The following is a 26679-nucleotide window of genomic DNA, read 5'->3' on the forward strand; positions in this document are numbered from 1 at the left end:
CGCTAAATGTTTGGTATTGTTAAATATTAAGGGTAAAAAGGATGTTTATCTCCTGGTACTGGATTGTATTGATTGCGCTGGTTGTGGTGGGGTATTTCCTGCATTTGAAACGTTATTGTCGGGCGTTTCGCCAGGACAGAGACGCACTGCTTGAAGCGAGAAACAAATACTTAAACAGTGCGAGAGAAGAGACAGCAGAAAAGCTAGAGTAGTGCTTCTGCGATGCCTGCAGATGTTGTCCATGCTGGACAACATCTGAAGTTGTTTTCAACCAATTCCCGCCGTTTGTAACAGCACTAAACTAAATCCCATTACTGACATCCCACACAGCACGCCATAGCTGGGATTATTATTGGGATCAATCTCTTTGGCTAACGGCATTAATTCGTCCACGGAGAGCGCCACCATGATTCCTGCAACCGCCGCCATGATTGCCGCCATGACCACCGGGGAAATCATGCTACCAAGGATTAACCACGCCAGCACGCCGCCGAGAATTTCCGCCAGCCCAGAAATCCCCGCCCACAGAATTGCGGTGCGTTTCGACCCCGTTGCCGCGTAAACCGGCCCCGCAACCGCCAGACCTTCAGGAATGTTGTGCAACGCCACGGCCAGCGCGATGCCAAAGCCCAGCTCCAGGTTACTGCTTGCCGTAACAAAAGTGGCAATCCCTTCCGGGAAGTTATGCAGACTGATTCCAAGAGTGAGCAGAATAGCAGTGCGCTTGATCGATTTGGGCAACGGTTGCACCGATTTTTGCATTAAATCCTGCGGATGCGCATGCGGCAACATGCGGTCCAGACCAAAATAGCCCAGCAGACCAAAGATAAACATCCCGTAGCCCAGAACGGGGGACATTCCTTCAGCGGCTAATGCGGCAGGGAGCATCTCCATCAATGAGATAAGCAACATGATCCCCGCCGCAAACCCTAGCGAAAACGCCAGCAGTCGGTTCGAGGGTTTTTGCCCGAGAACGCCGAGAAACGCGCCAATAAACGTGGCTGCCCCCGCCAGTATGGTCAGAATGAGAGGTACTGACATCGACAACTCCTTATAAATCTTCACCTTCAGGCAGATCGTCAAAATAACTGATGATGATCATCATCGTTATCCGGGTTCTTACTCCGCCGAACAAGCGTATTGTGAGGATATCAAAATGACACCTTTAGTTAAGGATATCATCATGTCTTCAACACGTATGCCAGCATTGTTTTTAGGTCACGGTAGTCCGATGAACGTGCTGGAAGATAATTTGTATACCCGCAGCTGGCAGAAGTTGGGGATGACATTGCCACGTCCGAAAGCGATTGTCGTGGTTTCGGCTCACTGGTTTACCCGTGGTACAGGAGTGACTGCGATGGAGACGCCGCCAACGATTCATGACTTTGGCGGCTTTCCGCAGGCGCTGTACGACACCCATTATCCGGCTCCTGGCTCACCGGTTTTGGCTCAGCGATTGGTTGAGCTGTTAGCGCCAGTGCCTGTTACACTGGATAAAGAAGCCTGGGGCTTTGACCACGGCTCGTGGGGCGTACTGATTAAGATGTATCCGCAAGCGGATATCCCGATGGTGCAGTTAAGTATTGATAGCACCAAACCCGCCGCCTGGCACCTTGAGATGGGGCGTAAACTGGCAGCGCTGCGAGATGAAGGAATAATGTTGGTCGCCAGCGGTAACGTGGTGCATAACCTGCGTACGGTGAAGTGGCACGGTGATAGTTCCCCCTATCCGTGGGCGACGTCGTTTAATGAGTATGTGAAAGCGAATCTGACGTGGCAAGGACCGGTGGAGCAGCATCCTCTGGTGAATTATCTCGACCATGAAGGTGGCGCGTTATCGAATCCAACACCGGAGCATTACCTGCCGCTATTGTATGTTTTAGGTGCATGGGATGGGCAGGAGCCAATTACCATTCCGGTCGATGGTATAGAAATGGGCAGCTTAAGTATGCTTTCGGTGCAGGTGGGCTAACGGAGAAAATATCACCCTTTGTTGGCTAGCTTATGCCACATCCGGCGTAAATGCCTTATCTGAGTTACGAAACCGGATGGCGAATGCCATCCGGTATCATTGATTACTCTACAAAAATATGCGGATAAAACCGAGACATATCCTGGGTGATCAATGCACGGTCTTCACGAATACCAATTCCGGCGGGTTGATCGTTCACCAGCCAGCTACCAATCAACATATAGCTGTCGCCAAATTTCGGCAGCGGATGGAATTGTTGAACAATCATGCCTTCTTCGCCATACGGACCTTCTGCTGCTTCAATGGTTTTGCCATTCTCGATAATCGACACGTTTGCGCCTTCACGCGAGAAGATTGGCTTAACCACATATTTTTCCATTTCTGGATAATCATCTTCCGCAAAATAAGCGGGCAACAGGTTCGGATGATTCGGGAACATCTCCCACAGTAGCGGCAGAAGCGCTTTGTTGGAGATAATGCTCTTCCACGCCGGTTCCAGCCAGCGTACGCCAGCATCTTCCAGCTTGGTGGAGAACATCTCGCGCAGCATAAACTCCCACGGATACAGTTTGAACAGGTTAGCGATGACCTGATCCTGTAAATCCGTGAACTGACCTTTTTCACCTAAACCGATATCGTCGATGTACAGGAACTCGGTAGCAATTTCAGCTTCCGTCGCGCAGTCCTGCAAATACTGGATGGTGCCACGATCTTCCACCGTGTCACGACAGCAGGTGAGATGCAGCAACTGGAAGCCATACTGTTCACGCAGCTCGACAAAGCGATCGATCAGCTTTTCTTGCAGACTGTTAAACTGGTCGCTGCCTTCCGGCAGGTTGCCCGCGTTAAGCTGATCTTCCAGCCAGATCCACTGAAAGAATGCTGCTTCATACAGTGACGTGGGCGTATCAGCGTTATTTTCCAGAAGTTTAGGTTCGCCAGTGCCATCCCACGCCAGATCAAGGCGTGAGTAAAGCGACGGCTGGTGCGTCAGCCATGACTGACGCACAAAACTCCACGTGTGCTTTGGAATGCGGAATTTGGTCATCAGCTCATCGCTGGAGATCACTTTTTCCACCACTTTCAGGCACATCTGGTGCAGTTCGGCGGTGACTTCTTCCAGCTTTTCAACCTGGGCGAGGGTCAACTTGTAGTAAGCATCTTCACACCAGTACGGCTCGCCGTACATGGTGTGAAAATTGAAACCGTATTCGTGAGCTTTCTCACGCCAGTCTGGGCGCTCGGTAATACTGACTCTTTCCATCGGTATCAGCCACCCATTGAACGAGAAGAGGTGCCGGTTGCGCTACGCTGCATAGTGCTTTGTTTGGCAACAGATTCACCAAAACCGCCGCGGGTAACGGTAGTGGTGGTCGCCGGTTTTGGTGCCATTGCCGTCTTCGGTACGGTCATGGTGCGGCCTGGCTGGGCTGCGCCATAGTTTTTACCCGTCGCGTCGGTATATTTACCGTAAGCCGGGCTGGCTGGGTTTTTCGAGGAGAACAGCGGCTGCTGTGCAAATCCCGCGCCGCCGCCCATCAGACGTCCCATCATGTAACCGGCCATCAGCGGCATCCAGAAACTCCCGCTGGATTGCTGGGCCTGCGCCTGGTTTTCAGGTGCCATGCCAGCCTGGGCTGGCGCCTGCTGGCACTGACCTTCACCAAATTCGGCAATACAGTCTTCACGAGTGGCGTATTTCGGCGCAGTACGTTCTGCTTCTTTCAGCGCATTGTTGTACGCGGTGGTACATTCGGCGCTTTTGCCTGGGTTTGCAGCTGAACAGTCGTCAGCATTTTGATAGAGAGACACAGTTTCATCACTCTTTTCACAGCCTGCCAGCATAAAAACAGTAGCAACAGCGAGAGCGACAGGTGTCAGGTGGCGTGCGCTCCAGTTTTTGCGGAACGATGCGTGGCGTATGGATTTTGTCCGTTTCATTTTTGTCTTCCAGGACCAGTGGTAAATACCCATCAGAATAGAGGATGGCTGGTCGAAATTGAAGCGAGAAGGGGGAAGAATGCGGCAGATAACCCGTATCTTTACGTTGCCTTACGTTCAGACGGGGCCGAAGCCCCGTCGTCGTCATCAGTTACGGAAAGGGTTATGACCGTTACTGGTGTTAGTGCGTGCGGATGTTTGCTGAACGACTGGTGCCGGGCTATCAGGTGCATAACCGTCAGCAATAGCATTCTGTTCTGGCGTTTGCGGCGCAACGTTTTCTGGATTAGTAGAAACCGGTTTGCTCAGCGCATTGTTCAGTGCCAGCAGATCCTGCTCGTTCAACGTACCCAGAGCTGATTTAATATTCAGCTGATTAATCAGGTAGTTATAACGCGCATTTGCCAGTTCTTGCTTGGCGTTGTACAGCGTAGTGGTCGCGTCCAACACATCAACAATGGTACGCGTACCAACCGAGTAGCCCGCTTCCATCGCGTCTAAAGAGCTTTGGGCGGAAACCACGGCTTGTTTGTAGGCGTTAATGCTACTGATAGATGCATTAATGTTGTTGAAGGAGGAACGCACGGTCTGCACGACGCTACGATGGGCGCTTTCCAGTTGCTCGCTGGCACCGACAAAGTTGTACTGTGCCTGTTTCACCTGCGAGTTAACCATTCCGCCCTGATAAATCGGCAGCGAGAAGCTCAGGCCCACTTTGTTCTGGCCCATATTGCTGTCGTCATACTGGCCTGCGGTCGCACCACGGGTTTTTGAACCGCTGTAAGAGGTGTCAGAAATTCCGGTAGAGGCCGTCAAATCCAGAGTCGGTAAGTGACCGTCCTGCGCCTGGCGAATTTGCTCGCGCGCCAGGTCCTGGCTCAAGCGTGCCTGTAACAGCGACAGGTTGCGTTTTTCGGCTTCTTTCAGCAGCGCGTTAACCGGCTGTGGCTTGTCGGTCTTGAAGTTTTCGACATTCAGCGCCGCCAGTTCCGGATAGTAGTTACCGGTGATCTGACGCAGCTGCTCAACGGCGTTGTCGAGGTTGTTACGTGCGGTCACTTCGTTCGCCAGCACGGTATCGTACTGTGCGCGGGCGTTCTGCACATCGGTGATCGCCACCAGGCCCACGTTAAAGCGTTGGGTGGTTTGATCTAACTGACGGTAGATTGCCTCTTTTTGTGCCTGAGTATAAGAAAGCACGTCAATGGCATTCAACACGTTGAAATAAGCGGTCGCGGTGTTGAGGATCAAAGTTTGTTGATCGGTCTGGTAAGTGACGTCCTGAATACCGGCAGCTTTTTCCTGCAAGGTCAGTGCGCGCCATTTCGACATATCGAAAATGGACTGGGTCAACTGCAGGGACGCACTGGTTGCGTTAGAGTTGATGCCGTTCGCGTCGCGGTAGCCGTTGCTGTAGGTGTAATCTGCACCTAAACCTAGCTGTGGCAGTAATGGACTGCGAGCTTCATTAATTTTTTCAAAGGCAGCATCACGATCGGCGGCAGACTTACGCAATTCCGGGTTACTAAGGCGTGCTTGCTGATAAACTTGCATCAGGTTCTCGGCCTGGCTCAACGAACTGAACCCAGAAAGGCTCAGGCCGATAAGAATGGGGAGCAATTTCTTCATTTGCATTCCTTGTGGTGAAGCAGTATTTAGCGCGATCAAACAGTAAAATTATTGCGGATTCTAGCAGAAGCCGCTACCGCAAAAGGTTGGCGTTACGTGCCATAGGGCATTAATGTGCCTCAATTTAACACATGACTGCTCAAACGGCAGTCAAACGTCTCTGAAATTCACATTTTATTCACTATTAGTGCCAGGACATTAGCCATGCTTAAGTCAGACAACCTGCCCGTTACATTTGGCAAAAACGATGTAGAAATTATTGCACGAGAAACACTTTATCGCGGCTTTTTTTCATTAGATCTTTATAGATTTCGCCATCGTCTATTCAACGGACAAATGAGTCATGAGGTCCGACGGGAAATTTTTGAACGCGGTCACGCCGCAGTCTTGCTACCCTTTGACCCAGTGCGCGATGAAGTTGTACTGATTGAGCAGATACGAATCGCCGCGTATGACACCAGCGAAACGCCCTGGTTACTGGAAATGGTTGCCGGGATGATTGAAGAAGGTGAGAGTGTGGAAGATGTTGCCCGTCGCGAAGCGATTGAAGAGGCGGGACTAAAAGTGAAACGGACCAAACCGGTGTTAAGTTTCCTGGCAAGCCCGGGCGGCACCAGCGAGCGTTCGTCAATTATGGTGGGCGAAGTGGACGCCACGACCGCAAGCGGTATTCACGGTCTGGCTGATGAAAACGAAGATATTCGCGTTCATGTGGTAAGTCGGGAACAGGCATACCAATGGGTAGAAGAGGGGAAAATCGACAACGCAGCGTCGGTCATCGCTTTGCAATGGCTGCAACTGCATCATCAAGCGTTAAAAAATGAGTGGGCATAAATGAAGCGTTACACACCTGACTTTCCTGAAATGATGCGCCTGTGCGAGATGAACTTTTCACAATTGCGCCGTTTGTTACCGCGCAATGACGCACCCGGTGAAACTGTAAGCTATCAGGTGGCAAACGCACAATATCGGCTAACGATTGTGGAATCGACCCGATACACTACCCTGGTGACTATTGAACAGATTGCGCCAGCGATCAGTTACTGGAGCCTTCCGTCGATGACGGTGCGTCTGTATCATGACGCGATGGTGGCTGAAGTGTGTTCAAGTCAGCAGATTTTTCGCTTCAAAGCGCGGTATGATTATCCTAATAAAAAGTTGCATCAACGCGACGAAAAGCATCAAATTAATCAGTTTTTAGCGGACTGGTTGCGATACTGTTTAGCACATGGAGCGATGGCGATTCCGGTTTATTAGCGTCGTGAAACCTAAGGACACCATTTGGAAAGCCTGTTAACCCTTCCTCTGGCTGGTGAGTCCAGAGTCAGGATTTTACAAATTACCGATACTCACCTGTTTGCGCAAAAGCACGAAGCCCTGTTAGGGGTGAACACCTGGGAGAGTTACCAGGCGGTGCTGGAGGCGATTCGCCCACACCAGCACGAATTCGACCTGATTGTCGCGACAGGTGATTTAGCGCAGGATCAAACGGCTGCGGCCTATCAGCACTTCGCTGAAGGCATCGCAAGTTTTCGTGCGCCCTGCGTCTGGCTGCCGGGCAACCATGATTTCCAGCCTGCGATGTACAGCGCGCTACAGGACGCAGGTATATCTTCAGCGAAACGCGTGTTTATCGGTGAACAGTGGCAAATCCTGTTGCTGGACAGCCAGGTGTTTGGCGTACCGCACGGTGAGTTAAGCGAGTTTCAACTCGAGTGGCTGGAACGTAAACTAGCTGATGCGCCAGAGCGCCATACCTTGCTGTTGCTGCATCATCATCCGTTGCCTGCGGGCTGTAGCTGGCTTGACCAACACAGTCTGCGTAACGCGGGGGAACTGGATAACGTGCTGGTGAAGTTTCCGCACGTCAAATATCTGTTATGCGGCCATATCCATCAGGAACTGGATCTCGACTGGAACGGTCGTCGCCTGCTGGCAACGCCATCGACCTGCGTGCAGTTTAAGCCGCACTGTTCCAACTTCACGCTGGACACCATCGCGCCCGGTTGGCGTACGCTGGAACTCCATGCCGATGGTACGCTGACCACAGAAGTACACCGCCTGGCAGACTCCCGTTTCCAACCAGATACCGCTTCAGAAGGTTACTGATGTCGACGCTTCTTTATTTACACGGTTTCAATAGTTCGCCGCGTTCTGCGAAAGCGAGCTTGTTGAAAAACTGGCTGGCGGAACATCACCCTGACGTTGAGATGATTATTCCGCAGTTACCGCCGTATCCTTCCGATGCGGCAGAACTGCTGGAATCCATTGTCCTGGAACATGGCGGCGATTCGCTGGGTATTGTCGGTTCGTCACTGGGGGGATATTACGCCACCTGGTTGTCGCAATGTTTTATGCTGCCCGCAGTGGTGGTAAACCCGGCGGTGCGCCCGTTTGAACTGCTGACGGACTATCTCGGTCAGAACGAGAACCCCTACACCGGGCAGCAATATGTGCTAGAGTCTCGCCATATTTACGATCTCAAAGTCATGCAGATTGACCCGCTGGAAGCGCCGGATTTGATCTGGCTGCTGCAACAGACGGGAGATGAAGTGCTGGATTACCGCCAGGCGGTGGCGTACTACGCTTCCTGCCGCCAGACTGTTATAGAAGGCGGCAACCACGCATTCACGGGCTTCGAAGATTATTTCAACCCGATCGTCGATTTTCTTGGTCTGCACCATCTCTGACGATCAACTCGAATTACTAACTTAAACCATGACGCAAACTTATAACGCTGATGCCATTGAGGTACTCACCGGGCTTGAGCCGGTTCGCCGCCGTCCGGGGATGTATACCGATACCACTCGCCCTAACCATTTGGGGCAAGAAGTCATTGATAACAGTGTGGATGAAGCACTGGCGGGTCACGCAAAACGCGTGGACGTTATTTTACACGCTGACCAGTCGCTGGAAGTGATTGACGATGGCCGTGGGATGCCGGTGGATATTCACCCGGAAGAAGGTGTTCCGGCGGTAGAACTGATTCTTTGCCGTTTGCACGCGGGCGGTAAATTTTCTAACAAAAACTACCAGTTTTCTGGCGGTCTGCACGGCGTGGGGATCTCGGTGGTTAACGCCCTGTCGAAGCGCGTAGAAGTTAACGTGCGCCGCGATGGTCAGATTTATAACATCGCCTTTGAAAATGGCGAAAAGGTGCAGGATTTGCAGGTTGTCGGCACTTGCGGTAAACGCAATACCGGTACCAGCGTGCACTTCTGGCCGGATGAAACCTTCTTTGACAGCCCGCGCTTCTCTGTTTCACGCCTGACACATGTGCTGAAAGCCAAAGCGGTATTGTGCCCTGGCGTTGAGATCACTTTTAAAGATGAGATCAACAATACCGAACAACGCTGGTGCTATCAGGACGGTCTGAATGATTACCTGGCGGAAGCGGTAAATGGTCTGCCGACGCTGCCGGAAAAACCGTTTATCGGTAATTTTAACGGTGAAACGGAAGCCGTTGACTGGGCGCTGCTGTGGCTGCCGGAAGGTGGCGAACTGCTGACCGAAAGTTACGTCAACCTGATCCCAACGATGCAGGGCGGTACGCACGTTAACGGTTTGCGTCAGGGGCTGCTGGATGCGATGCGCGAGTTCTGCGAATACCGCAACATTCTGCCGCGCGGTGTGAAGCTGTCGGCGGAAGATATCTGGGATCGCTGTGCCTATGTGCTGTCAGTAAAAATGCAGGATCCGCAGTTTGCCGGGCAGACCAAAGAGCGTCTCTCTTCGCGTCAGTGCGCGGCATTCGTTTCTGGCGTGGTGAAAGATGCCTTTACCCTGTGGCTGAACCAGAACGTTCAGGCGGCTGAACTGCTGGCGGAGATGGCGATTTCCAGCGCCCAGCGCCGTATGCGTGCGGCCAAAAAAGTGGTGCGTAAAAAGCTGACCAGCGGCCCGGCACTGCCTGGCAAACTGGCAGACTGTACCGCGCAGGACCTTAACCGTACCGAACTGTTCCTCGTGGAAGGTGACTCCGCAGGCGGATCTGCCAAGCAGGCGCGCGATCGTGAATATCAGGCGATCATGCCGCTGAAAGGTAAGATCCTTAACACCTGGGAAGTTTCTTCCGACGAAGTGCTGGCCTCGCAGGAAGTGCATGATATTTCGGTAGCGATCGGTATCGATCCTGACAGCGACGATCTTAGCCAACTGCGTTATGGCAAGATCTGTATCCTGGCGGATGCTGACTCCGATGGTCTGCACATTGCCACGTTGCTCTGCGCCTTGTTTGTAAAACACTTCCGTACGCTGGTGAAACATGGTCACGTATATGTAGCGCTACCACCGCTCTACCGCATTGACCTTGGCAAAGAGGTCTATTACGCCTTGACGGAAGAAGAGAAAGAGGGAGTGCTCGAACAATTAAAACGCAAGAAAGGCAAGCCAAATGTCCAGCGTTTTAAAGGTCTGGGTGAAATGAACCCGCTGCAACTACGTGAAACCACGCTCGACCCGAACACTCGCCGTCTGGTGCAGTTGACTATCGATGATGAAGACGATCAGCGTACCGACGCGATGATGGACATGCTGCTGGCGAAGAAACGCTCGGAAGATCGCCGTAACTGGTTGCAAGAGAAAGGCGACATGGCGGAGATTGAGGTCTGATAATCTTCCCGTCAGGAGAATAAAACATAGCCCGGTATACACGTGTATACCGGGCTTTTTTTATCAAAATTCCATTTTCACCGTGAATTGCACTTCACGCGGATCGCCAATCTGATTACCCAGATTATTTGTGGCGATGGAAGAGGTGTAATACGTTTTATCAAACAGGTTTTTGACGTTTAATTGCAGTGTGACCGGATACTGCAATTTCATTTTGTATGCGGCGAAGGCATCGGCAACGAAATAGCCTGGCAGATAATAGTCAGCCCCATTGGTTGCCGAACGACGGCTTACACCATGTCCACCACCGCCAAACGTCAGTGTGTTATTGCCTGGCATGTTATGAATATCATAGGTCAGGAATAGCGAACCGGTATGACGAGGAACATTCGGCAATGGTTTTCCTGCATAATCAGGATCTTCCAGAACCTTAGCATCGGTATAGCCGTAGCTGGCAATGATATTAATGTTTTCAGTTAATGCTCCCGCAAGGTCGACTTCTACCCCTCTTGAACGAACGCGGCCTGCCGTTTTGGCGATGGTTTCATCACCAATACTTTCGGTATATAGCACGTTACGTTTATGGATATCAAAGAGCGCAATATCTGCGGTTATACCATCGAACAGCTCGAATTTTGCCCCGACTTCGTAAGCATTAGATGATTCCGGTGGAAGATCGCCAATGTAGCTGGCAATTGACGATTGCGGCATAAATGTTTGCGAATAATTGGCAAATAAGGATACCGATGGCGTCAGTTTGTAGACTAACCCCAGTTTGGGCGTCCATTGTTCATCGCGGCTGTCAGTATTGACATTAAAAGGACGGCCTTTACCCGCATATTGCGTGTAATACTGATAGCGGATCCCGGCGACGGCAATCCAGTTATCTGTCAGATAGAGTGCGTCCTGTGCATAAGCTGAGTAGCTCTCCTGTTTGATCGTCTGATCGCTGTCCGACGCCGAGACAGTTGTGCATTTGCTGGTATTGCCATAAACCGGGTTGTAGATATTGAAATCTTTAGCGTTTTTACAGCGAATCATATCTGTGCGCAGAAGATCATAATATTCATATGACACCCCACCCAGAATCTCATTATAGAACCCAGCAATATCAACATTCCCTTGCAGATCCGCACGAGTAGAATGCATACGCTGTGTAGATCCCTGAGTTGCATCAACACGCCGTGTCAGCGTTCCTGTCGTTGCATCATACGCGGTAACACGAGCCTGATTATCGTTGTATTTATCCTGGCTGTAGCTGTAATCAAAGCGCGCTGTCCACTGGCTATTGAGATGATATTCTGCGTTGAGTTGCGCCAGATCGGACTGACCATCTGTAATATTAAACGGTTCGTCGAAACGTATTTTTCGATCAACGTTTACGGGCTGTCTCGTCGTAAGGTCGAAAATCGTTCCACGATCGAACGGCGTTTTATAATCCCGATGTGAATAGAGCATGGTTACTGTTGCATTATCACCAAACCAGGTGAGTGATGGGGCAATAAATGTGCTGCGCTCTTTACCGAAATTCCGCCAGTAATCTTCATCCTGCACTTCCCCCGTCAGGCGGTATGCCAGCTGAGTGCCTTCAATGGGACCTGTGATATCCAGTTGCCCAGTGCCTCCGCCAAAACTGGAGGACGTGGCTGAGACAGTACCATGAAATGTTTTTTCCGGGCGCTTTGTCACGACGTTAATCAGTCCGCCAGGATCGAGAATGCCATACAGCGTGGAGGCCGGACCTTTTAGCACTTCCACACGTTCTGTTGCAGCGTTGAAGCTGCGAGGAAGTACGGTTCGCAGACCGTTGGTCATGATGGAGCCATCCCGGTTAGCACCAAACCCACGACGTACAAAGGCGTCCTGGGTTCCACCTAATGTATTGGTCTGTACCACGTTACTGACGTTATAAAGCGCCTCATCCAGCGTCGTCGCATTCTGATTTTCCAGAACTTGATCGCTAACGGTATTGACCACTTGCGGGATATCCAGCATCGGCATATCGGTTAATGTCGCCGTGGAGGTGCTCAGAGGTTGATAACCATCGGTCGCCTCAGTTGCGGTATTTGCATCCGCTGTAACAGTGATTGTTTCGCCATCTTTGGTCGTTGCAGTGTCGGTTGCATGAATCATTGGTGCTGCAAAGAGCAGTGAAAAGAGCGCCCGACCTTTGATTCCTGAGAATGAAGGTGTGAACTTAGCCATTTAGTCTGTTATCCCAAAAACTCACGGATTGTCGTGAGTGAAAATTGTTTCTTGTTGCTCACTAAGCACTATCCGTTTGTTATTTCGCCATCGGATATGTAATTGAGAATCATTCAATCATGCGGTGATGTAGTAGTAAATGAGAAATAACAAAAAATTGCTACATGTGTTTTTATGAGAGGTTAATGCAATTCAATTGATGTTAACTTATTAATATTTAATGATTTTATTTTTATCTTTAAAAATATTTCACCTGTTATTTACCTTGTTTTTGTATGGCTTTTAACTTCTTGACTACTACATTTTGTGGCGTCAAACTCTCAAAGGAGAATGAGTTTTATTTTTGTTTGTCTTTGATTAAGTTGGCGTACACGTGGCACATAACGCAAAAGGGCAGGGGCTGATCCTCGACAATGTTTCTGCCGGGTATCACAAGAAAATCATTGTTGATGGTGTTTCTTTCTCCGTTCCCACAGAAAAAATGACCGTTCTGGTTGGGGCAAACGGCTGTGGAAAGTCGACGTTGCTCAGCACCATTGCACGTATCTTGCAACCTATGGGCGGCTCAATATTGCTGGATGGTAAAGCGATTCACGAGCAACCAACGAAAGCGTTATCCCGTAGACTTGGGATCTTGCCGCAGTCGCCATTATTGCCGGAGGGCTTAACCGTTTATGAACTGGTGTCGCGTGGGCGTTTTCCCTGGCAAAATTTCATACGTCAATGGAGCGACGCCGACGAGCAGGCGGTAGAAGAGGCCCTGAAATTAACCGGTACGCAGGAGTTTGCACATTTACCGGTTGAAAAACTCTCTGGTGGGCAGCGCCAGCGTTGCTGGATTGCGATGGTGTTGGCGCAAAAGACGCCTTATATCCTGCTGGATGAACCCACAACCTGGCTTGATTTACGTTATCAGGTTGAAATTCTTGAGTTATTACATGACTTAACGCGTCATCACGGGCGTACAGTCGTCGTGGTGTTGCATGATCTGAATTTTGCCGTCAATTATGGCGATACGTTGATATTTTTACGCCAGGGGAAAGTGGTGCGTGTGTTGAATGAGGGGGAGCATTGCACGCCTGAGCTGGTAAAAGCTGTCTTTGACGTTGATGTTCACGCATCAATAAATCCTCTGACGGGAAAACCGTTCTTCATGCCGTTTCGTGGTGTAGAAAAAGTATGATGCGCACGGGACTGGTTACTGTAATTTTCCTCGCCTTACTGCTGGTGGGATGCGTGGTATATCCAGGGATTGGGGCCCGATTTATTGCACCACAAACGGTGTTGCAGGCATTTCTTCATTTTGAACCGCAAAACTTCGATCACAACGTAATTGTAAGACTCCGTTTGCCGCGTTTAGCGGCAGCATTGCTTACCGGTGCTTCTCTTGGTGTTGCTGGTGCTTTGTTGCAGGCTGTCATTCGTAACCCATTAGGGGAGCCACATATTTTAGGCTTAAATGCCGGCGCCGCTCTTGCTGTCGTTGCTGCCAGTGCGCTTGGACTGGCCTTTCCGGTTGGACGCCCACTGCTGGCATCTACGGGCGGCGCGTTATTGTTCCTGTTGATATTGCTGCTTTCCTCCGCAGGGCGTTCAGGGTTAACGCCAATGAAAGTTACTTTATGCGGCGTGGCGCTATCGGCGTTCGTGTCCTCAATAACGGCTGCAATCCTGATTCTTGACGAACAAACGCTGCTGGCGATGCGGACATGGCTAGCAGGTGATTTAGCGGGGCAGGATTGGGAGACGCTGGGTACGTCCGCCTGGTTTTCTCTGGGGGGATTTGTGTTAGCCCTTTACCTTGCGCCCTCTCTTAACATGTTGGCACTGGGCGATCGCATGGCGCAGGGGCTGGGCGTCTCGGTTCTACGCACGCGGACATTCACTTTGATCGCGATCGCGTTGCTCTGCGGTGCTGCCGTATCGATTGCTGGCCCCATTGGCTTTGTCGGTTTGCTAGTACCGCAGATTGTCCGGCGTCTGGTATCAACGGATCTGCGCGTTCTGCTCCCTCTTTCAGCTTGTGTCGGTGCCTTACTGCTATTACTGGCAGATATTATTGCCCGGACGCTTTTCACGCCCCATGAGCTGGCGACCGGTATCATGACGGCGTTAGTTGGTGCGCCCGTTTTTGTCATTATGGCGACGAGGATGTTCAAATGAGTCGGATAATGAACATCGGGCTACGCCCACTACGTGTTGGTAAGTTTTCGACACTGATTCGCCCTAAAAATCTGCTGTTGCTTGGTGGGCTGTTTCTGTTTGCGGTTGGAATACTGATATTCGGTCTGATACATGGCTCTTTCTCCGTCCCGGCATCGGAAGTAGGACGAGCATTGTTCTCTCCTGAAAACGTAAGCACAGACGCACGTTATATTGTGCAGGATATTCGCTTGCCGAGAGCCATCATGGCATTGCTATGCGGGGCCATGTTAGGTATGGCGGGGGCCGCAATGCAATCCATTGCGCGTAACGGCCTTGCCGATCCCGGTTTAATCGGCGTCAAAGAAGGATGTAGCGTGGCGGTGCTGTGGCTGATTTTCCAGTTTCCAATGCTGGGAATGTTCTGGCGTCCAGTGGCTGGTCTTGCTGGTGGCTTGTTGGTGGCTTTAATCGTGATTTTTTGTGCGCGCGATATTTCCCGCCCGCGATTTGTTCTGATTGGTATTGGTGTTTCCTGGTTTTTCGCCGCCGGTATCGGTGTATTTATGACCACTGCAGATGTTCGAGATGTACAAACTGCATTGATGTGGTTATCGGGAAGCCTGCATGCAGCTAACTGGATGTTAGTCGGTATTTCAGCCTGTTGGATGTTGCCAGCCGCTCTTTTATTGCTGTTCACCGCCAGGACGGCGGATATCGCTCTGCTTGGTCATCAGGTTGCAACCGGGTTAGGGGTGAATAGTTCTCGTCTGGCGTTGTTACGTGTCGCCGCACCAATAATCCTGACAGCCGTCTGCGTTTCGTGTGTTGGTAACATCGGTTTTGTCGGATTGATAGCACCCCATATATCACGTTTTATTCTACGTGGCGGGCAGACGACATTACTGCTGGGGAGCGCCGTATCGGGGGCGTTGTTAGTCATCCTGGCGGATAGCATTGGTCGTTTGGCTTTTTTGCCTTTGCAACTGCCTGCCGGAATCATTATTTCATTGATTGGCGGACCATTCTTTTTGCTACTGCTCTGGCAGCGCAGGAACAGTTTTTAATGGGAGTTATATGCGTTTATTTTTTTCTCTGCTGATACTGTTGTCATTCTTTGCCCGCGCGACAGAACCTGTTCAGGTCTTTACTGATGATTTAGGGCGCAAAGTCACTGTTCCTGCTCATCCAAAGAGAATTGTCTCTTTACACGATCTTGATATCACTATTCCTCTGATTGAGCTCGGTGTACCTCCTGTCGCCAGCCACGGGCGAACTCGGCCTGACGGTAGCCATTTCATTCGATCAGGCGCGTTATTGACAGGTGTCGACTTTGATAATTCATCGATCGCTTTTATTGGCACCGCTGATATTGATATTGAAGCGATTGTGGCGGCAAAGCCTGACCTGATCATCACAGAACCGACCCGTAATACGCCCATTGAACAATTGGAAAAAATTGCGCCCACGGTGAGCATTGATCATCTCAAAGGGGGCGCGCCAGAAATCTACCGCAAGCTGGCAGAACTTACAGGAACGCAGTCGCAGCTGGAGATACTTGAACGCCGCTATCAGGCACAAATCAATGCGCTGAAGGCGACGCTGGACAGCCAAAAAATAACGGTATCGGTGATTCAGGCAAATCAGGGAAAAATTAATGTGATGCATAGCTATCATTCGCTGGGGCGGGTATTACGCGATGCTGGTTTTCGTTTTCCGCCGCTGATTGAGAGCATTCCTGAAGGTGGGCGAATGGATGTGAGCGCGGAGCGTTTACCTGAACTGGATGCCGATTTTATTTTTGCAACCTGGCGTGGTGACACCGGTGGTAAACCTCAGGATGAGCAGGCAGCAATGGAAAAAGTCATGCCGGGATGGTGTCAGTTTCTGACGGCCTGTCGTTCCGGGCGCTATGTGCTGATTTCTCGTGAAGAGGCGATTTCTAACTCCTTTGCATCTCTGGGGCTGATGGCTGCGCAGATACAATCACAAATTGCGGGACGACCTCTACCGGAGGCTAAATGATCCAGAAAGACAAAACGCGGGTTGATATTTATGGTGAGCGTTTTCGCACTCGCGCGAGTCAGTTAACGCCTGGGTTAAGAGCTGTCGCCAGCTACATTAATGAGCATCGTGAAGTGGTTCTCGAGCAAACGGCGATGGAAATTGCGGCCACGTTGAACACTTCCGATGCCACAGTTATCAGGGCTATACAGGCCCTGGGGTTTGCCGGGCTGCGTGATCTGAAACGCACTCTGGAACAGTGGCTTGGTCCAGCCCTTAGTTCCAGCGAAAAGATGTCTACGACGGTGAGTAACTTGACGAGCGATGTTAACACCGCAATCGACTTTGTTCTTGAAGGGCATTTGTATACTTGTAATGTCCTGTCAGAGCCTGAAAACCGCTACGCGCTTGCGCAAGCGGTAGCGTTGTTGGTGCAGGCACGGCAAGTCGCAATTTTTGGCATTGGCGCTTCGGGTATTCTGGCGGACTATACCGCACGACTATTCAACCGCATAGGCTTGCCTGCCACGGCACTAAACCGTACGGGTATTGGCCTTGCCGAGCAACTGATCGCGCTTCAACGTGGCGATGTTCTGATCATGATGGCGCAAAAATCTGCGCACCGGGAAGGACTGACAACGCTGCGTGAAGCGAGACGGCTGGGGATCCCTGTTATTTTGCTGACAAACGCGCTGGATTCACGTTTTAGCAAAGACGCCAGTATCGTGATTCATGTTCCGCGCGGGGATGAAAAGGGGAAAACGCCACTACATGGTACGGTATTGTTGTGCCTGGAAATGATTGTTTGGTCGGTGGCTTCCGCGATGCCGCAGCGTGCGGTTAAAACCATTAAGCGAATTAACGATTTCCATCGGGGTTTGAAAACGGGAAGAAAGAATGGCTAATCTGACCTGAGGCCGGTAGCAACACCGGCCTCTTTTCAGGAATGTTAAATCCCCGGTTGCAGGATGCGGATATTCATCTCCAGCACATCGCCTTTTACGGCCTCGCTGTACGCTTTCATGTGCGGGGTCTGCAAGTGCGCTTCAAGATGCGCGATGCTTTCCCACTGCTCAATCATCACGATAGAGTCCGGCGCCATAGACTGGAAACTCACGCCAGCAGCGCAATCCACCATCGGCGCATAGCCGTGGCAACCTTCTTCCTTCAGTACGGTTGGAACGATTTTAGCAAACTGATCCAATACCGCCTGACGGTGATGTTGACCAGGACGAGTACGGATTTCTGCGATTACTGTAATCATGGTTAACTCCTTCTAAAGCCAGAGCCCTAGTTAACCAAAAATCTCTACAAGATGCTTGCGATATTCTTCAGTATAGCGGGGAACATCAGGCATTTTTATCACGTCATTAGCGATAAATGTCGGCAGCGGTTCCATACCCAGGAATTGGTTTGCTTTATGGAACGGCAGATACACGCCGTCAACGCCAACGCCGTGGAAGAATTGGTCTTTTTCGGTGAAGGCTTCCATTGGTGCGTTCCAGGTCAGGGAAAGCATATATTTTTTGCCCTGTACCAGGCCGCCAGAACCGTATTTTTTCGACGGATCTTTGCGGGTACGACCATCGCTGGCATACAGCGTGCCGTGACCTTCGGTGAAAACATCATCGATATATTTCTTCACCGTCCACGGTGCGCCCATCCACCAACCTGGCATCTGCCAGATCACCACATCAGCCCAGAGAAAGTTTTGTACTTCGGCTTTGACATCGTAGTCGCTCTCGGCGCGAACGATGCGGACATCATGCCCGAGGTCGCGCAGCGTACCATCCGCGACTTCGGTCAGGGTGTCGTTCAGTTGACCATTGGAGTGGGCGAATTTTTTCGCGCCGTTGATAATCAGGATGTTGCTCATTTTTTATCCTCAGGGTGAGACGTTTGCCGACTATAGTACGTCACAGAGCGGTGCGGTGAAATTAGCAAAATGTGCAAAGTCTTTTGCGAATATTGCAAAAATATCACCACTACCAGCTCACCTTCGCCTCAAATCCACCTTGTTCCGCATTCCCAAACACAACATTCATGCCATGCAATTTGGCGATTCGCTGGACAATCGATAGCCCAAGCCCGCTGCCGGTAGCGGTTTGTCCGGGTGGGCGGTAGAAACGTTCACCAATTCGCGCAAGTGCCTCTGGCGTCACACCGGGGCCGTTGTCTCTTACGGTGAAATTATCTGCATTTAGAGTGACGTCCACCACGCTGCCCTGTGGACTGTAACGTACTGCGTTATCCAGCAGATTTCGTACCAGTAGACTTAGTAATAGCGGTTGTCCGGTGCGTTTGATGCCGTGGGCATTGAGCGTCAGCCGCACGTCAATTTTTGCCTGCTGCGCTGTATGGTAAATATCCATCACCGACGATTGCAGGAGGTCTTCAAGCGGGATCTCCGCGACGTCCTGAAGGTTATCCAGTGAGTCGAGCCGCGACAGGGTGAGCAACTGATCAACCAGGCGTGTGGCGCGATCGATCCCCGAATGTAATTGCATCAGTGCTTTTTTCCGTGCCTGCGGATCATCGTCAGAAAGCTGTGCGACTTCGGTTTGTACTTTCAGCGCTGTTAACGGGCTACGCAGTTCGTGAGCGGCATCAGAGGTAAAGCGGCGCTCACGGACCATCATCGCATGTGTGCGGGCGAACAGTTGATTCAACGACTCGACCAGTGGACGTACTTCGCTGGGTACGCCAGTAGTATTGAGTGGTTTTTCCGAGTCAGGGTCACGCATACGTAGCGCCAGCGCCAGTTTGTTCAGCGGTGCGAGTTCACGCCCCAGTAGTACCATCATGATGATTAACATAATGGGCAGGGCGATAAGCCACGGGATCAGTTGTCCGATGACAATCGCCAGCGCCATGTCTTCGCGGTATTCCCATTCCTGACCTACAACGATGCGGTATTTACCATCAGACGACGTCATCCAGACAAAACGCCAGGGATCATCTTCATCTACCAGTTGACCGTTAGTAAATCCTTCACGTTGATAGCTGTAGGGAATGTCTTTTCCGTTATCGCCATCATTGAGCACCATTTTGCCGTCGTGGGTAAAGATGGCAAAGGTCAACGCGTCGTCATCCACATGACCATGTTTTAATTTATTTGGCGTCCGTGCCATGCGATCCGCAGCGTTAATCTCGTTGAGATCGAGCGTACTTAACCGTTTGGCAAACAGCATCAGTTGGGTGTCGAACAGCTCATCGACGTTATCCGTAGTTTGCTTCCAGGCGACAAAGCTGGAAAGCAGCCAGGTCACCGAGGCCAGAATTAAAAAGATTAGCGTCAGCCTGACTCGCAGACTAAGGCGTTGGGTAAATTTCATTTCTCACCTAATGTGTAGCCTATACCGTGAACGGTACGAATAAAGTCACTGCCAAGTTTGCGCCGCAGATGATGCACATGCACTTCAACGGCATTGCTGGTGACCTCTTCGTCCCAGGTATACAGTTTTTCTTCAATCAGTTTGCGTGGCAGTACCCGACCAGCGTTACGCATCAGTAATTCCAACAGGGCAAATTCTTTTGGTTTCAGCGTTAAGGGTTCGCCAGCCAGCGTGGCGATACGTTTGCCGGGGTCGAGCATGACGTTACCGTGGCGCAGCTCGTTGCTGGCCTGGCCGTTGGTTCGGCGCATCAGAGCTTCCAGCCTGGCGGCGACTTCTATCAATGCAAAAGGTTTGCATAGATAATCGTCGGCTCCCAGGCGCAAACCTTCCACGCGTTCGGCCAGAGCGTCGCGAGCGGTGAGAATCAGTACCGGTTCACGCTGACCTTTACTCCGCCACTCGCGTAAAATATCGCGACCATCCATTCCCGGTAAGGTGAGATCAAGGATCACCGCGTCATAAGGCGCGCTATAAAGCGCCTCTTTTCCCTGACGGCCTTCCGTAAACCAGTCGACGCTAAAACCCATCTTACTCAGACCTGTTTTGATGCCATCGCCAATCAGCATGTCATCTTCTATCAGTAAAATTCGCATCTTTTCATCCCTGCGATAACTGTATTTGTTGCAAGTAAACCGTGTTGTAACGTGCTCTGTACAGCCCTAAATTTTCTTTTTTTTCCTTAAGAAGTTGTTAAGGACTATCTTGTTTAATACTCGGAAACAGACATTAAAGGGAGTAACAAACATGAAAAAATTCGCAGCAGCAATTGCAGTAATGGCCCTGTGCAGCGCACCGGTAATGGCAGCAGAGCAGGGTGGTTTTTCTGGCCCATCGGCAACACAAAGTCAGACCGGAGGATTCCAGGGGCCGAACGGCAGCGTAACTAACGTAGAAAACGCGAAATCTCTGCGTGACGACACCTGGGTAACTCTGCGTGGCAATATCGTTGAGCGCATCTCTGACGATCTGTATCTGTTCAAAGATGCCAGCGGCACCATCAATGTAGATATCGACCACAAACGCTGGAACGGTGTGACGGTAACGCCGAAAGATACGGTTGAGATTCAGGGCGAAGTGGATAAAGACTGGAACTCTGTTGAAATTGACGTTAAACAGATCCGCAAAGTAAACCCGTAACTTTACCGCTCCCGGGACGCGTTCCCGGGAATAATTTCGCAGGGAGGCAAAATGACAAACCTGACACTGGATGTAAACATTATCGATTTCCCATCAATCCCTGTGGCGATGTTGCCACATCGCTGTAGCCCTGAGTTGCTCAACTACAGCGTGGCAAAATTTATCATGTGGCGCAAAGAGACGGGGCTTTCTCCTGTTAACCAAAGCCAGACTTTTGGCGTCGCCTGGGACGATCCTGCCACCACCGCGCCTGAAGCATTTCGCTTTGATATCTGTGGCAGCGTTAACGAACCGATTCCGGATAATCGTTATGGCGTGAGTAATGGTGAACTTACTTCGGGACGTTATGCCGTAGCCCGCCATGTTGGCGACCTGGATAACATATCTCACACTATCTGGACCATCATTCGCAACTGGCTTCCTGAAAGCGGCGAGAAAATGCGTAAAGCACCAATTCTGTTTCATTACACCAACCTGGGCGAAGGAATGGTAGAGCAGCAATTGAAAACGGATGTTTATGTGCCGTTAATGTGAAGGGGATCTTTTCCGGAGTGTGAACCAAATCACTCGCGATAAGTTTGAGCTAACAATGCCACAGGCGTATTGTTGTCTGGCTTATAATTTCTCCGGTAAGGAATACCATGTATACGCGAAATTTATTATGGCTGGTCAGCCTGGTAAGTGCGACTCCTCTCTACGCTGCTGACGTTCCCGCCAATACTCCGCTCGCTTCGCAACAAGTCTTTCGTTACAACAATCATAGCGATCCAGGCACGCTCGACCCGCAAAAGGTTGAGGAGAATACTGCCGCGCAGATTGTGCTGGATCTGTTTGAAGGTCTGGTATGGATGGACGGCGAAGGTAAAGTGCAACCCGCTCAGGCCGAGTCCTGGGAAGTGTCAGATGGCGGCAAACGCTATGTTTTCCATTTACGTAACGGCTTACAGTGGTCTGACGGTCAGCCCCTGACAGCTCAAGATTTTGTCCTCGGCTGGCAGCGCGCAGTTGACCCCAAAACAGCAAGTCCTTTTGCTGGCTATCTGGCGCAGGCGCATATAAAAAATGCTGCGGCTATTGTGGCGGGAAAAGCGGATGCCTCATTGTTAGGCGTGAAAGCGACGGATGAGCGCACCCTTGAAGTCACGCTTGAGCAACCTGTTCCGTGGTTCACGACGATGCTCGCCTGGCCGACGTTGTTTCCTGTTCCACATCATGTGATAGCGAAATATGGCGATAGCTGGAGTAAGCCAGAACATATGGTTTACAACGGTGCCTTTGTGCTTGATAAATGGGTGGTTAACGAAAAGATTACTGCTCGCAAAAATTCTAAGTACCGCGATGCAGAGCATACCGTTTTGCAGCAGGTCGAGTATCTGGCGCTGGATAATTCGGTCACTGGCTATAACCGTTATCGCGCGGGAGAGGTCGATCTGACCTGGGTTCCGGCGCAGCAAATTCCTGCTATCGAAAAATCGTTGCCAGGCGAGTTGCAGATTATCCCGCGTCTGAACAGCGAATATTACAACTTCAATATGCAGAAAACGCCGTTTGACGACGTGCGTGTGCGGCGGGCGTTATACCTGACGGTCGACAGACAGTTAATCGCGCAAAAGGTACTTGGGCTGCGAACCCCTGCAACTACGTTGACGCCGCCAGAAGTTGAAGGCTTTAACGCGCCGATGTTCGATGAACTGCAACAGCCGATGAGTGAGCGCGTGGCGACGGCAAAAGCATTGCTGAAACAGGCGGGATACGACGCCTCTCACCCGCTACGCTTTGAACTGTTCTACAACAAATACGATCTGCATGAGAAAACGGCGATAGCCTTGTCTTCCGAATGGAAAAAATGGCTTGGCGCACAGGTGACGCTGCGCACGATGGAGTGGAAAACGTATCTTGATGCCCGGCGTAGCGGTGATTTCATGTTGTCGCGGCAGTCGTGGGATGCGACGTATAATGATGCTTCCACCTTCCTGAACACGCTTAAAAGCGATAGTGAAGAGAACGTCGGTCACTGGAAAAACACGCAGTATGACGCGTTATTGAATCAGGCGGCGCAAACCACCGATGCGGGGAAACGTAACGTGCTGTATCAACAGGCCGAGGCCATTATTAACCAGCAGGCTCCGCTCATTCCCATCTACTATCAACCGCTGATCAAACTGCTTAAACCCTACGTTGGCGGTTTCCCGCTGCATAATCCTCAGGATTATGTCTACAGCAAAGAGTTGTATATCAAGGCACATTGATGCCTTTATCGCCGCCGGAGCACGTCCGGCGGCGCTAATGACGCTGATCTCCTGTGACTCGACGCGGCAGATAATGTAGTATCTCCAGCAATATTGCCCCTTTGAAGGCTGGCGAATAAGTTGAGGAATCAGAATTAATGAGCGATATGGCAGAGCGCCTTGCGCTGCATGAGTTTACGGAGAACGCCTACTTAAACTACTCCATGTACGTGATCATGGACCGTGCGTTGCCGTTTATTGGTGATGGTCTGAAACCCGTTCAACGCCGCATTGTGTATGCGATGTCAGAACTGGGCCTGAATGCGACCGCCAAATTTAAAAAGTCGGCTCGTACTGTCGGTGACGTACTGGGTAAATACCATCCGCATGGCGACAGCGCCTGCTATGAAGCGATGGTGCTGATGGCGCAGCCATTCTCTTACCGTTATCCGCTGGTGGACGGGCAGGGGAACTGGGGGGCGCCGGACGATCCGAAATCGTTCGCAGCAATGCGTTACACCGAATCCCGCCTGTCGAAATATTCCGAGCTTTTATTAAGTGAACTGGGGCAAGGAACGGCAGATTGGGTGCCAAACTTCGATGGCACGTTGCAAGAGCCGAAAATGCTCCCCGCCCGCTTGCCGAATATTTTACTTAACGGCACCACCGGCATTGCCGTCGGCATGGCGACGGATATTCCGCCGCACAACCTGCGTGAAGTCGCGCAGGCGGCAATCGCCTTAATTGAGCAGCCCAATACCACGCTCGACCAGTTACTGGATATCGTGCAGGGGCCGGACTACCCGACCGAAGCGGAAATCATTACCTCGCGTGCCGAGATCCGTAAAATCTACGAGAACGGTCGCGGTTCTGTGCGTATGCGCGCGGTGTGGAAGAAAGAAGATGGCGCGGTGGTTATCAGTGCACTACCGCATCAGGTTTCTGGCGCGCGCGTGCTGGAGCAGATTGCTGCGCAAATGCGCAACAAGAAGCTGCCGATGGTTGACGATCTGCGCGATGAATCTGACCACGAGAACCCGACCCGTCTGGTGATCGTGCCGCGTTCCAACCGCGTGGATATGGAGCAGGTGATGAATCACCTCTTCGCTACCACCGATCTGGAAAAGAGCTATCGTATTAACCTTAATATGATCGGTCTGGATGGGCGTCCGGCGGTGAAAAACCTGCGGGAAATCCTCTCCGAATGGCTGGTGTTCCGTCGTGATACCGTACGCCGCCGTCTGAACTATCGTCTGGAGAAAGTCCTCAAGCGCCTGCATATCCTCGAAGGTTTGCTGGTGGCGTTTCTCAACATCGACGAAGTGATTGAGATCATTCGTAATGAAGATGAACCGAAACCGGCGCTGATGTCGCGCTTCGGCATTACGGAAACTCAGGCGGAAGCTATTCTCGAACTGAAACTGCGTCACCTCGCCAAACTGGAAGAGATGAAGATTCGCGGTGAGCAGAACGAGCTGGAAAAAGAGCGCGATCAGTTGCAGGGCATTCTGGCTTCCGAGCGCAAAATGAATAACCTGCTGAAGAAAGAGCTACAGGCCGACGCACAAGCGTATGGCGACGATCGCCGTTCGCCGCTGCAGGAACGCGAAGAAGCGAAAGCGATGAGCGAGCACGACATGCTGCCGTCTGAGCCGGTGACCATTGTGTTGTCGCAGATGGGCTGGGTGCGTAGTGCCAAAGGTCATGATATCGACGCCCCAGGTCTGAACTACAAAGCAGGTGATAGTTTCAAAGCTGCGGTGAAAGGCAAGAGTAACCAGCCTGTGGTGTTTGTAGACTCTACCGGACGCAGCTACGCCATCGACCCCATTACGCTGCCTTCAGCGCGTGGTCAGGGCGAACCGCTCACCGGTAAACTGACGTTGCCGCCAGGCGCTACCGTTGATCACATGCTAATGGAAAGCGACGATCAGAAACTGTTGATGGCTTCCGATGCAGGTTACGGATTCGTCTGTACCTTCAACGATCTGGTGGCGCGTAACCGTGCAGGTAAGGCACTGATTACTCTGCCAGAAAACGCGCATGTTATGCCGCCTGTGGTGATTCAGGATCCTTCCGATATGTTGCTGGCGATTACTCTGGCTGGACGTATGCTGATGTTCCCGGTCAGTGAGCTCCCGCAACTGTCGAAGGGTAAAGGCAACAAGATCATTAACATCCCGTCGGCAGAAGCCGCTCGTGGCGAGGATGGTCTTGCGCATCTATATGTCCTGCCCCCACAAAGTACGCTGACGATTCATGTCGGGAAACGCAAAATTAAACTGCGCCCGGAAGAGTTGCTGAAAGTGACCGGTGAGCGTGGCCGTCGCGGCACCTTGATGCGTGGTTTACAGCGTATCGACCGCGTCGAGATTGACGCTCCGCGACGCGCTGACAGCGAAGAGTAAAATGCAGGAGAGGGCCGTACCTTCTCCTGTCAAAAAGGTGAACCGGATGAAACGTTGAAGTCGTCATCCGGTGCCGCATTTAGTCTGTATAAACAATAAAAATTCCCTTGAAACCGTTGTTTATTCATGCGTTGCGATTAACAATACGTTTTTCCAGAGAGCGGCTTTTAACAATGCCCTAACCTGATTTCAGGTGACGTACAATGCCAGTCTCTCAGATCTTCAGAGGGTGTTATGCTATATATCTTTCGTCTTATTATTACCGTTATTTACAGCATCTTAGTCTGTGTATTCGGCTCCATTTACTGCCTTTTCAGCCCGCGTAATCCGAAGCATGTGGCTACCTTCGGGCATATGTTTGGTCGTCTTGCGCCGCTGTACGGCCTGAAGGTCGAATGTCGCAAACCTGCTGATGCCGAAAGCTACGGTAATGCTATCTATATTGCTAACCATCAGAACAACTATGACATGGTGACGGCATCAAACATCGTGCAGCCGCCGACAGTCACTGTAGGTAAAAAGAGTTTGCTGTGGATCCCCTTCTTCGGGCAGTTGTACTGGTTAACCGGTAACTTATTGATCGACAGAAACAACCGTACTAAGGCACACGGCACTATTGCGGAAGTGGTGAATCACTTCAAAAAACGCCGTATTTCCATCTGGATGTTCCCGGAAGGTACCCGCAGTCGTGGTCGCGGCCTGCTACCGTTCAAGACCGGGGCATTTCACGCGGCAATTGCAGCAGGTGTGCCGATTATTCCCGTGTGCGTCTCTACAACTTCGAATAAGATTAATCTTAACCGGCTACACAACGGTCTGGTGATTGTCGAAATGCTGCCGCCAATTGATGTCAGTCAATATGGTAAAGATCAGGTTCGCGAGCTGGCTGCCCATTGTCGTTCGATAATGGAACAAAAAATCGCCGAGCTCGATAAAGAAGTCGCAGAACGCGAAGCCGCCGGAAAAGTTTAAGTCGGCAATCTGTATTTTTGCGGGAACACTTT

26 protein-coding genes are annotated in these 26679 nt (G+C 51.2%); 17 read left to right on the plus strand and 9 right to left on the minus strand.

The genetic code is table 11. The features are described from left to right. Positions 1–41 precede the first annotated feature (41 nt). Positions 42–212 (plus strand): protein YqiD, encoded by a 171-nt coding sequence (gene yqiD, locus FEK47_RS25105; protein ID WP_165382779.1) that lies wholly within the window; start codon positions 42–44, stop codon positions 210–212. 55 nt (positions 213–267) lie between these two features. Here the strand turns inward: yqiD and zupT are convergent, their stop codons facing one another. Beyond that, entirely contained in the window at positions 268–1041 is a 774-nt protein-coding gene (zupT, locus tag FEK47_RS10715; protein WP_001295627.1) for a zinc transporter ZupT, read from the minus strand. 142 nt (positions 1042–1183) lie between these two features. On the opposite strand from zupT, the gene ygiD reads away from it, so the two are divergent. Continuing rightward, positions 1184–1972: a 4,5-DOPA dioxygenase extradiol gene (gene ygiD / locus FEK47_RS10720; RefSeq protein WP_171020850.1), complete on the plus strand. Its 789-nt coding sequence runs from the start codon at positions 1184–1186 to the stop codon at positions 1970–1972. A 103-nt stretch (positions 1973–2075) separates the two neighbouring features. Here ygiD and FEK47_RS10725 read toward each other — a convergent pair whose 3' ends face one another. The 3 genes from FEK47_RS10725 to tolC all read right to left on the minus strand — a co-directional run bounded on the left by FEK47_RS10725 (position 2076) and on the right by tolC (position 5542). After that, positions 2076–3236 (minus strand): glutathionylspermidine synthase family protein, encoded by a 1161-nt coding sequence (locus FEK47_RS10725; protein WP_135403937.1) that lies wholly within the window; start codon positions 3234–3236, stop codon positions 2076–2078. A gap of 5 nt (positions 3237–3241) precedes the next feature. Beyond that, positions 3242–3913, minus strand: coding sequence for a DUF1190 family protein (locus tag FEK47_RS10730; protein ID WP_000831534.1), 672 nt, complete (start codon positions 3911–3913; stop codon positions 3242–3244). 147 nt (positions 3914–4060) lie between these two features. Further along, positions 4061–5542, minus strand: coding sequence for an outer membrane channel protein TolC (gene tolC / locus FEK47_RS10735; RefSeq protein WP_135487230.1), 1482 nt, complete (start codon positions 5540–5542; stop codon positions 4061–4063). 204 nt (positions 5543–5746) lie between these two features. Here tolC and nudF point away from each other — a divergent pair, with 204 nt between their 5' ends. From nudF to parE, 5 genes are read left to right on the plus strand one after another with little or no spacing between them, the layout of a single operon-like run. Beyond that, positions 5747–6376, plus strand: a complete 630-nt coding sequence (gene nudF / locus FEK47_RS10740; RefSeq protein ID WP_135487231.1) for an ADP-ribose diphosphatase — start codon at positions 5747–5749, stop codon at positions 6374–6376. After that, on the plus strand, positions 6377–6799 hold the full coding sequence (locus FEK47_RS10745) for a DUF1249 family protein (RefSeq protein WP_000833390.1): 423 nt from the start codon (positions 6377–6379) through the stop codon (positions 6797–6799). Positions 6800–6823: 24 nt separating this feature from the next. Continuing rightward, positions 6824–7651 (plus strand): 3',5'-cyclic-AMP phosphodiesterase, encoded by an 828-nt coding sequence (cpdA, locus tag FEK47_RS10750; RefSeq protein ID WP_130218206.1) that lies wholly within the window; start codon positions 6824–6826, stop codon positions 7649–7651. Next, positions 7651–8232: an esterase YqiA gene (gene yqiA / locus FEK47_RS10755; protein ID WP_000105733.1), complete on the plus strand. Its 582-nt coding sequence runs from the start codon at positions 7651–7653 to the stop codon at positions 8230–8232. The genes cpdA and yqiA overlap by 1 nt, the downstream gene beginning before the upstream one ends. A gap of 28 nt (positions 8233–8260) precedes the next feature. After that, on the plus strand, positions 8261–10153 hold the full coding sequence (gene parE / locus FEK47_RS10760; protein WP_130218204.1) for a DNA topoisomerase IV subunit B: 1893 nt from the start codon (positions 8261–8263) through the stop codon (positions 10151–10153). Between the two features lie 63 nt (positions 10154–10216). On the opposite strand, the gene FEK47_RS10765 is transcribed toward parE, so the two are convergent. After that, complete coding sequence (locus FEK47_RS10765; protein ID WP_138183182.1) at positions 10217–12358, minus strand: TonB-dependent siderophore receptor; 2142 nt, start codon at positions 12356–12358, stop codon at positions 10217–10219. 373 nt (positions 12359–12731) lie between these two features. Here FEK47_RS10765 and FEK47_RS10770 point away from each other — a divergent pair, with 373 nt between their 5' ends. The 5 genes from FEK47_RS10770 to FEK47_RS10790 are packed head-to-tail and all read left to right on the plus strand — an operon-like array spanning position 12732 to position 17409. After that, entirely contained in the window at positions 12732–13541 is an 810-nt protein-coding gene (locus FEK47_RS10770; RefSeq protein ID WP_000940874.1) for an ABC transporter ATP-binding protein, read from the plus strand. Then, a complete protein-coding gene (locus tag FEK47_RS10775) occupies positions 13538–14521 on the plus strand; it encodes an iron ABC transporter permease (RefSeq protein WP_135487232.1) in 984 nt (327 codons plus the stop codon). The genes FEK47_RS10770 and FEK47_RS10775 overlap by 4 nt, the downstream gene beginning before the upstream one ends. A gap of 8 nt (positions 14522–14529) precedes the next feature. Continuing rightward, on the plus strand, positions 14530–15567 hold the full coding sequence (locus FEK47_RS10780; protein WP_135487259.1) for an iron ABC transporter permease: 1038 nt from the start codon (positions 14530–14532) through the stop codon (positions 15565–15567). A gap of 10 nt (positions 15568–15577) precedes the next feature. Beyond that, on the plus strand, positions 15578–16525 hold the full coding sequence (locus FEK47_RS10785; protein ID WP_135487233.1) for an iron-siderophore ABC transporter substrate-binding protein: 948 nt from the start codon (positions 15578–15580) through the stop codon (positions 16523–16525). Beyond that, complete coding sequence (locus tag FEK47_RS10790; protein WP_135487234.1) at positions 16522–17409, plus strand: MurR/RpiR family transcriptional regulator; 888 nt, start codon at positions 16522–16524, stop codon at positions 17407–17409. The genes FEK47_RS10785 and FEK47_RS10790 overlap by 4 nt, the downstream gene beginning before the upstream one ends. Positions 17410–17453: 44 nt before the next feature. Here the strand turns inward: FEK47_RS10790 and FEK47_RS10795 are convergent, their stop codons facing one another. The 4 genes from FEK47_RS10795 to qseB all read right to left on the minus strand — a co-directional run bounded on the left by FEK47_RS10795 (position 17454) and on the right by qseB (position 20495). After that, positions 17454–17768, minus strand: coding sequence for a putative quinol monooxygenase (locus FEK47_RS10795; RefSeq protein ID WP_000633737.1), 315 nt, complete (start codon positions 17766–17768; stop codon positions 17454–17456). A gap of 30 nt (positions 17769–17798) precedes the next feature. Next, the gene (mdaB, locus tag FEK47_RS10800; protein ID WP_000065441.1) at positions 17799–18380 is read right to left on the minus strand and encodes an NADPH:quinone oxidoreductase MdaB; all 582 of its coding nucleotides are present in this window, start codon (positions 18378–18380) and stop codon (positions 17799–17801) included. 109 nt (positions 18381–18489) lie between these two features. Beyond that, positions 18490–19839, minus strand: a complete 1350-nt coding sequence (gene qseC, locus FEK47_RS10805) for a quorum sensing histidine kinase QseC (RefSeq protein ID WP_135487235.1) — start codon at positions 19837–19839, stop codon at positions 18490–18492. Continuing rightward, positions 19836–20495, minus strand: a complete 660-nt coding sequence (gene qseB, locus FEK47_RS10810; protein ID WP_130223937.1) for a quorum sensing response regulator transcription factor QseB — start codon at positions 20493–20495, stop codon at positions 19836–19838. The genes qseC and qseB overlap by 4 nt, the downstream gene beginning before the upstream one ends. Before the next feature lie 151 nt (positions 20496–20646). Here qseB and ygiW point away from each other — a divergent pair, with 151 nt between their 5' ends. The 5 genes from ygiW to plsC all read left to right on the plus strand — a co-directional run bounded on the left by ygiW (position 20647) and on the right by plsC (position 26647). Then, a complete protein-coding gene (ygiW, locus tag FEK47_RS10815; protein ID WP_096251400.1) occupies positions 20647–21039 on the plus strand; it encodes an OB fold stress tolerance protein YgiW in 393 nt (130 codons plus the stop codon). Between the two features lie 51 nt (positions 21040–21090). After that, positions 21091–21573: a GyrI-like domain-containing protein gene (locus FEK47_RS10820; RefSeq protein WP_135487236.1), complete on the plus strand. Its 483-nt coding sequence runs from the start codon at positions 21091–21093 to the stop codon at positions 21571–21573. Positions 21574–21680: 107 nt separating this feature from the next. Next, positions 21681–23288 carry an ABC transporter substrate-binding protein gene (locus FEK47_RS10825; RefSeq protein ID WP_135487237.1) on the plus strand — a complete coding sequence of 536 codons (1608 nt, stop codon included), beginning with the start codon at positions 21681–21683 and terminating at the stop codon, positions 23286–23288. 137 nt (positions 23289–23425) lie between these two features. Beyond that, positions 23426–25675 (plus strand): DNA topoisomerase IV subunit A, encoded by a 2250-nt coding sequence (gene parC, locus FEK47_RS10830; RefSeq protein WP_130223942.1) that lies wholly within the window; start codon positions 23426–23428, stop codon positions 25673–25675. Between the two features lie 234 nt (positions 25676–25909). Further along, positions 25910–26647: a 1-acylglycerol-3-phosphate O-acyltransferase gene (gene plsC / locus FEK47_RS10835; RefSeq protein WP_130223945.1), complete on the plus strand. Its 738-nt coding sequence runs from the start codon at positions 25910–25912 to the stop codon at positions 26645–26647. Positions 26648–26679 lie beyond the last annotated feature (32 nt).

The sequence above is a fragment of the Escherichia sp. E3659 genome (genome assembly GCF_005781135.1).
In the GTDB taxonomy this organism is placed as follows: domain Bacteria; phylum Pseudomonadota; class Gammaproteobacteria; order Enterobacterales; family Enterobacteriaceae; genus Escherichia.

Coding starts and splice junctions, on each gene's coding strand:
- ygiD (WP_171020850.1), top strand. CDS start 1,184: ATGTCTTCAACACGTATGCCAGCATTGTTTTTAGGTCACGGTAGTCCG.
- mdaB (WP_000065441.1), bottom strand. CDS start 18,380: ATGAGCAACATCCTGATTATCAACGGCGCGAAAAAATTCGCCCACTCC.
- FEK47_RS10825 (WP_135487237.1), top strand. CDS start 21,681: ATGTATACGCGAAATTTATTATGGCTGGTCAGCCTGGTAAGTGCGACT.
- FEK47_RS10795 (WP_000633737.1), bottom strand. CDS start 17,768: ATGATTACAGTAATCGCAGAAATCCGTACTCGTCCTGGTCAACATCAC.
- FEK47_RS10745 (WP_000833390.1), top strand. CDS start 6,377: ATGAAGCGTTACACACCTGACTTTCCTGAAATGATGCGCCTGTGCGAG.
- FEK47_RS10765 (WP_138183182.1), bottom strand. CDS start 12,358: ATGGCTAAGTTCACACCTTCATTCTCAGGAATCAAAGGTCGGGCGCTC.
- parC (WP_130223942.1), top strand. CDS start 23,426: ATGAGCGATATGGCAGAGCGCCTTGCGCTGCATGAGTTTACGGAGAAC.
- yqiA (WP_000105733.1), top strand. CDS start 7,651: ATGTCGACGCTTCTTTATTTACACGGTTTCAATAGTTCGCCGCGTTCT.
- ygiW (WP_096251400.1), top strand. CDS start 20,647: ATGAAAAAATTCGCAGCAGCAATTGCAGTAATGGCCCTGTGCAGCGCA.
- FEK47_RS10775 (WP_135487232.1), top strand. CDS start 13,538: ATGATGCGCACGGGACTGGTTACTGTAATTTTCCTCGCCTTACTGCTG.
- tolC (WP_135487230.1), bottom strand. CDS start 5,542: ATGAAGAAATTGCTCCCCATTCTTATCGGCCTGAGCCTTTCTGGGTTC.
- qseC (WP_135487235.1), bottom strand. CDS start 19,839: ATGAAATTTACCCAACGCCTTAGTCTGCGAGTCAGGCTGACGCTAATC.
- nudF (WP_135487231.1), top strand. CDS start 5,747: ATGCTTAAGTCAGACAACCTGCCCGTTACATTTGGCAAAAACGATGTA.
- FEK47_RS10725 (WP_135403937.1), bottom strand. CDS start 3,236: ATGGAAAGAGTCAGTATTACCGAGCGCCCAGACTGGCGTGAGAAAGCT.
- FEK47_RS10820 (WP_135487236.1), top strand. CDS start 21,091: ATGACAAACCTGACACTGGATGTAAACATTATCGATTTCCCATCAATC.
- FEK47_RS10780 (WP_135487259.1), top strand. CDS start 14,530: ATGAACATCGGGCTACGCCCACTACGTGTTGGTAAGTTTTCGACACTG.
- zupT (WP_001295627.1), bottom strand. CDS start 1,041: ATGTCAGTACCTCTCATTCTGACCATACTGGCGGGGGCAGCCACGTTT.
- FEK47_RS10790 (WP_135487234.1), top strand. CDS start 16,522: ATGATCCAGAAAGACAAAACGCGGGTTGATATTTATGGTGAGCGTTTT.
- FEK47_RS10785 (WP_135487233.1), top strand. CDS start 15,578: ATGCGTTTATTTTTTTCTCTGCTGATACTGTTGTCATTCTTTGCCCGC.
- parE (WP_130218204.1), top strand. CDS start 8,261: ATGACGCAAACTTATAACGCTGATGCCATTGAGGTACTCACCGGGCTT.
- yqiD (WP_165382779.1), top strand. CDS start 42: ATGTTTATCTCCTGGTACTGGATTGTATTGATTGCGCTGGTTGTGGTG.
- FEK47_RS10730 (WP_000831534.1), bottom strand. CDS start 3,913: ATGAAACGGACAAAATCCATACGCCACGCATCGTTCCGCAAAAACTGG.
- plsC (WP_130223945.1), top strand. CDS start 25,910: ATGCTATATATCTTTCGTCTTATTATTACCGTTATTTACAGCATCTTA.
- qseB (WP_130223937.1), bottom strand. CDS start 20,495: ATGCGAATTTTACTGATAGAAGATGACATGCTGATTGGCGATGGCATC.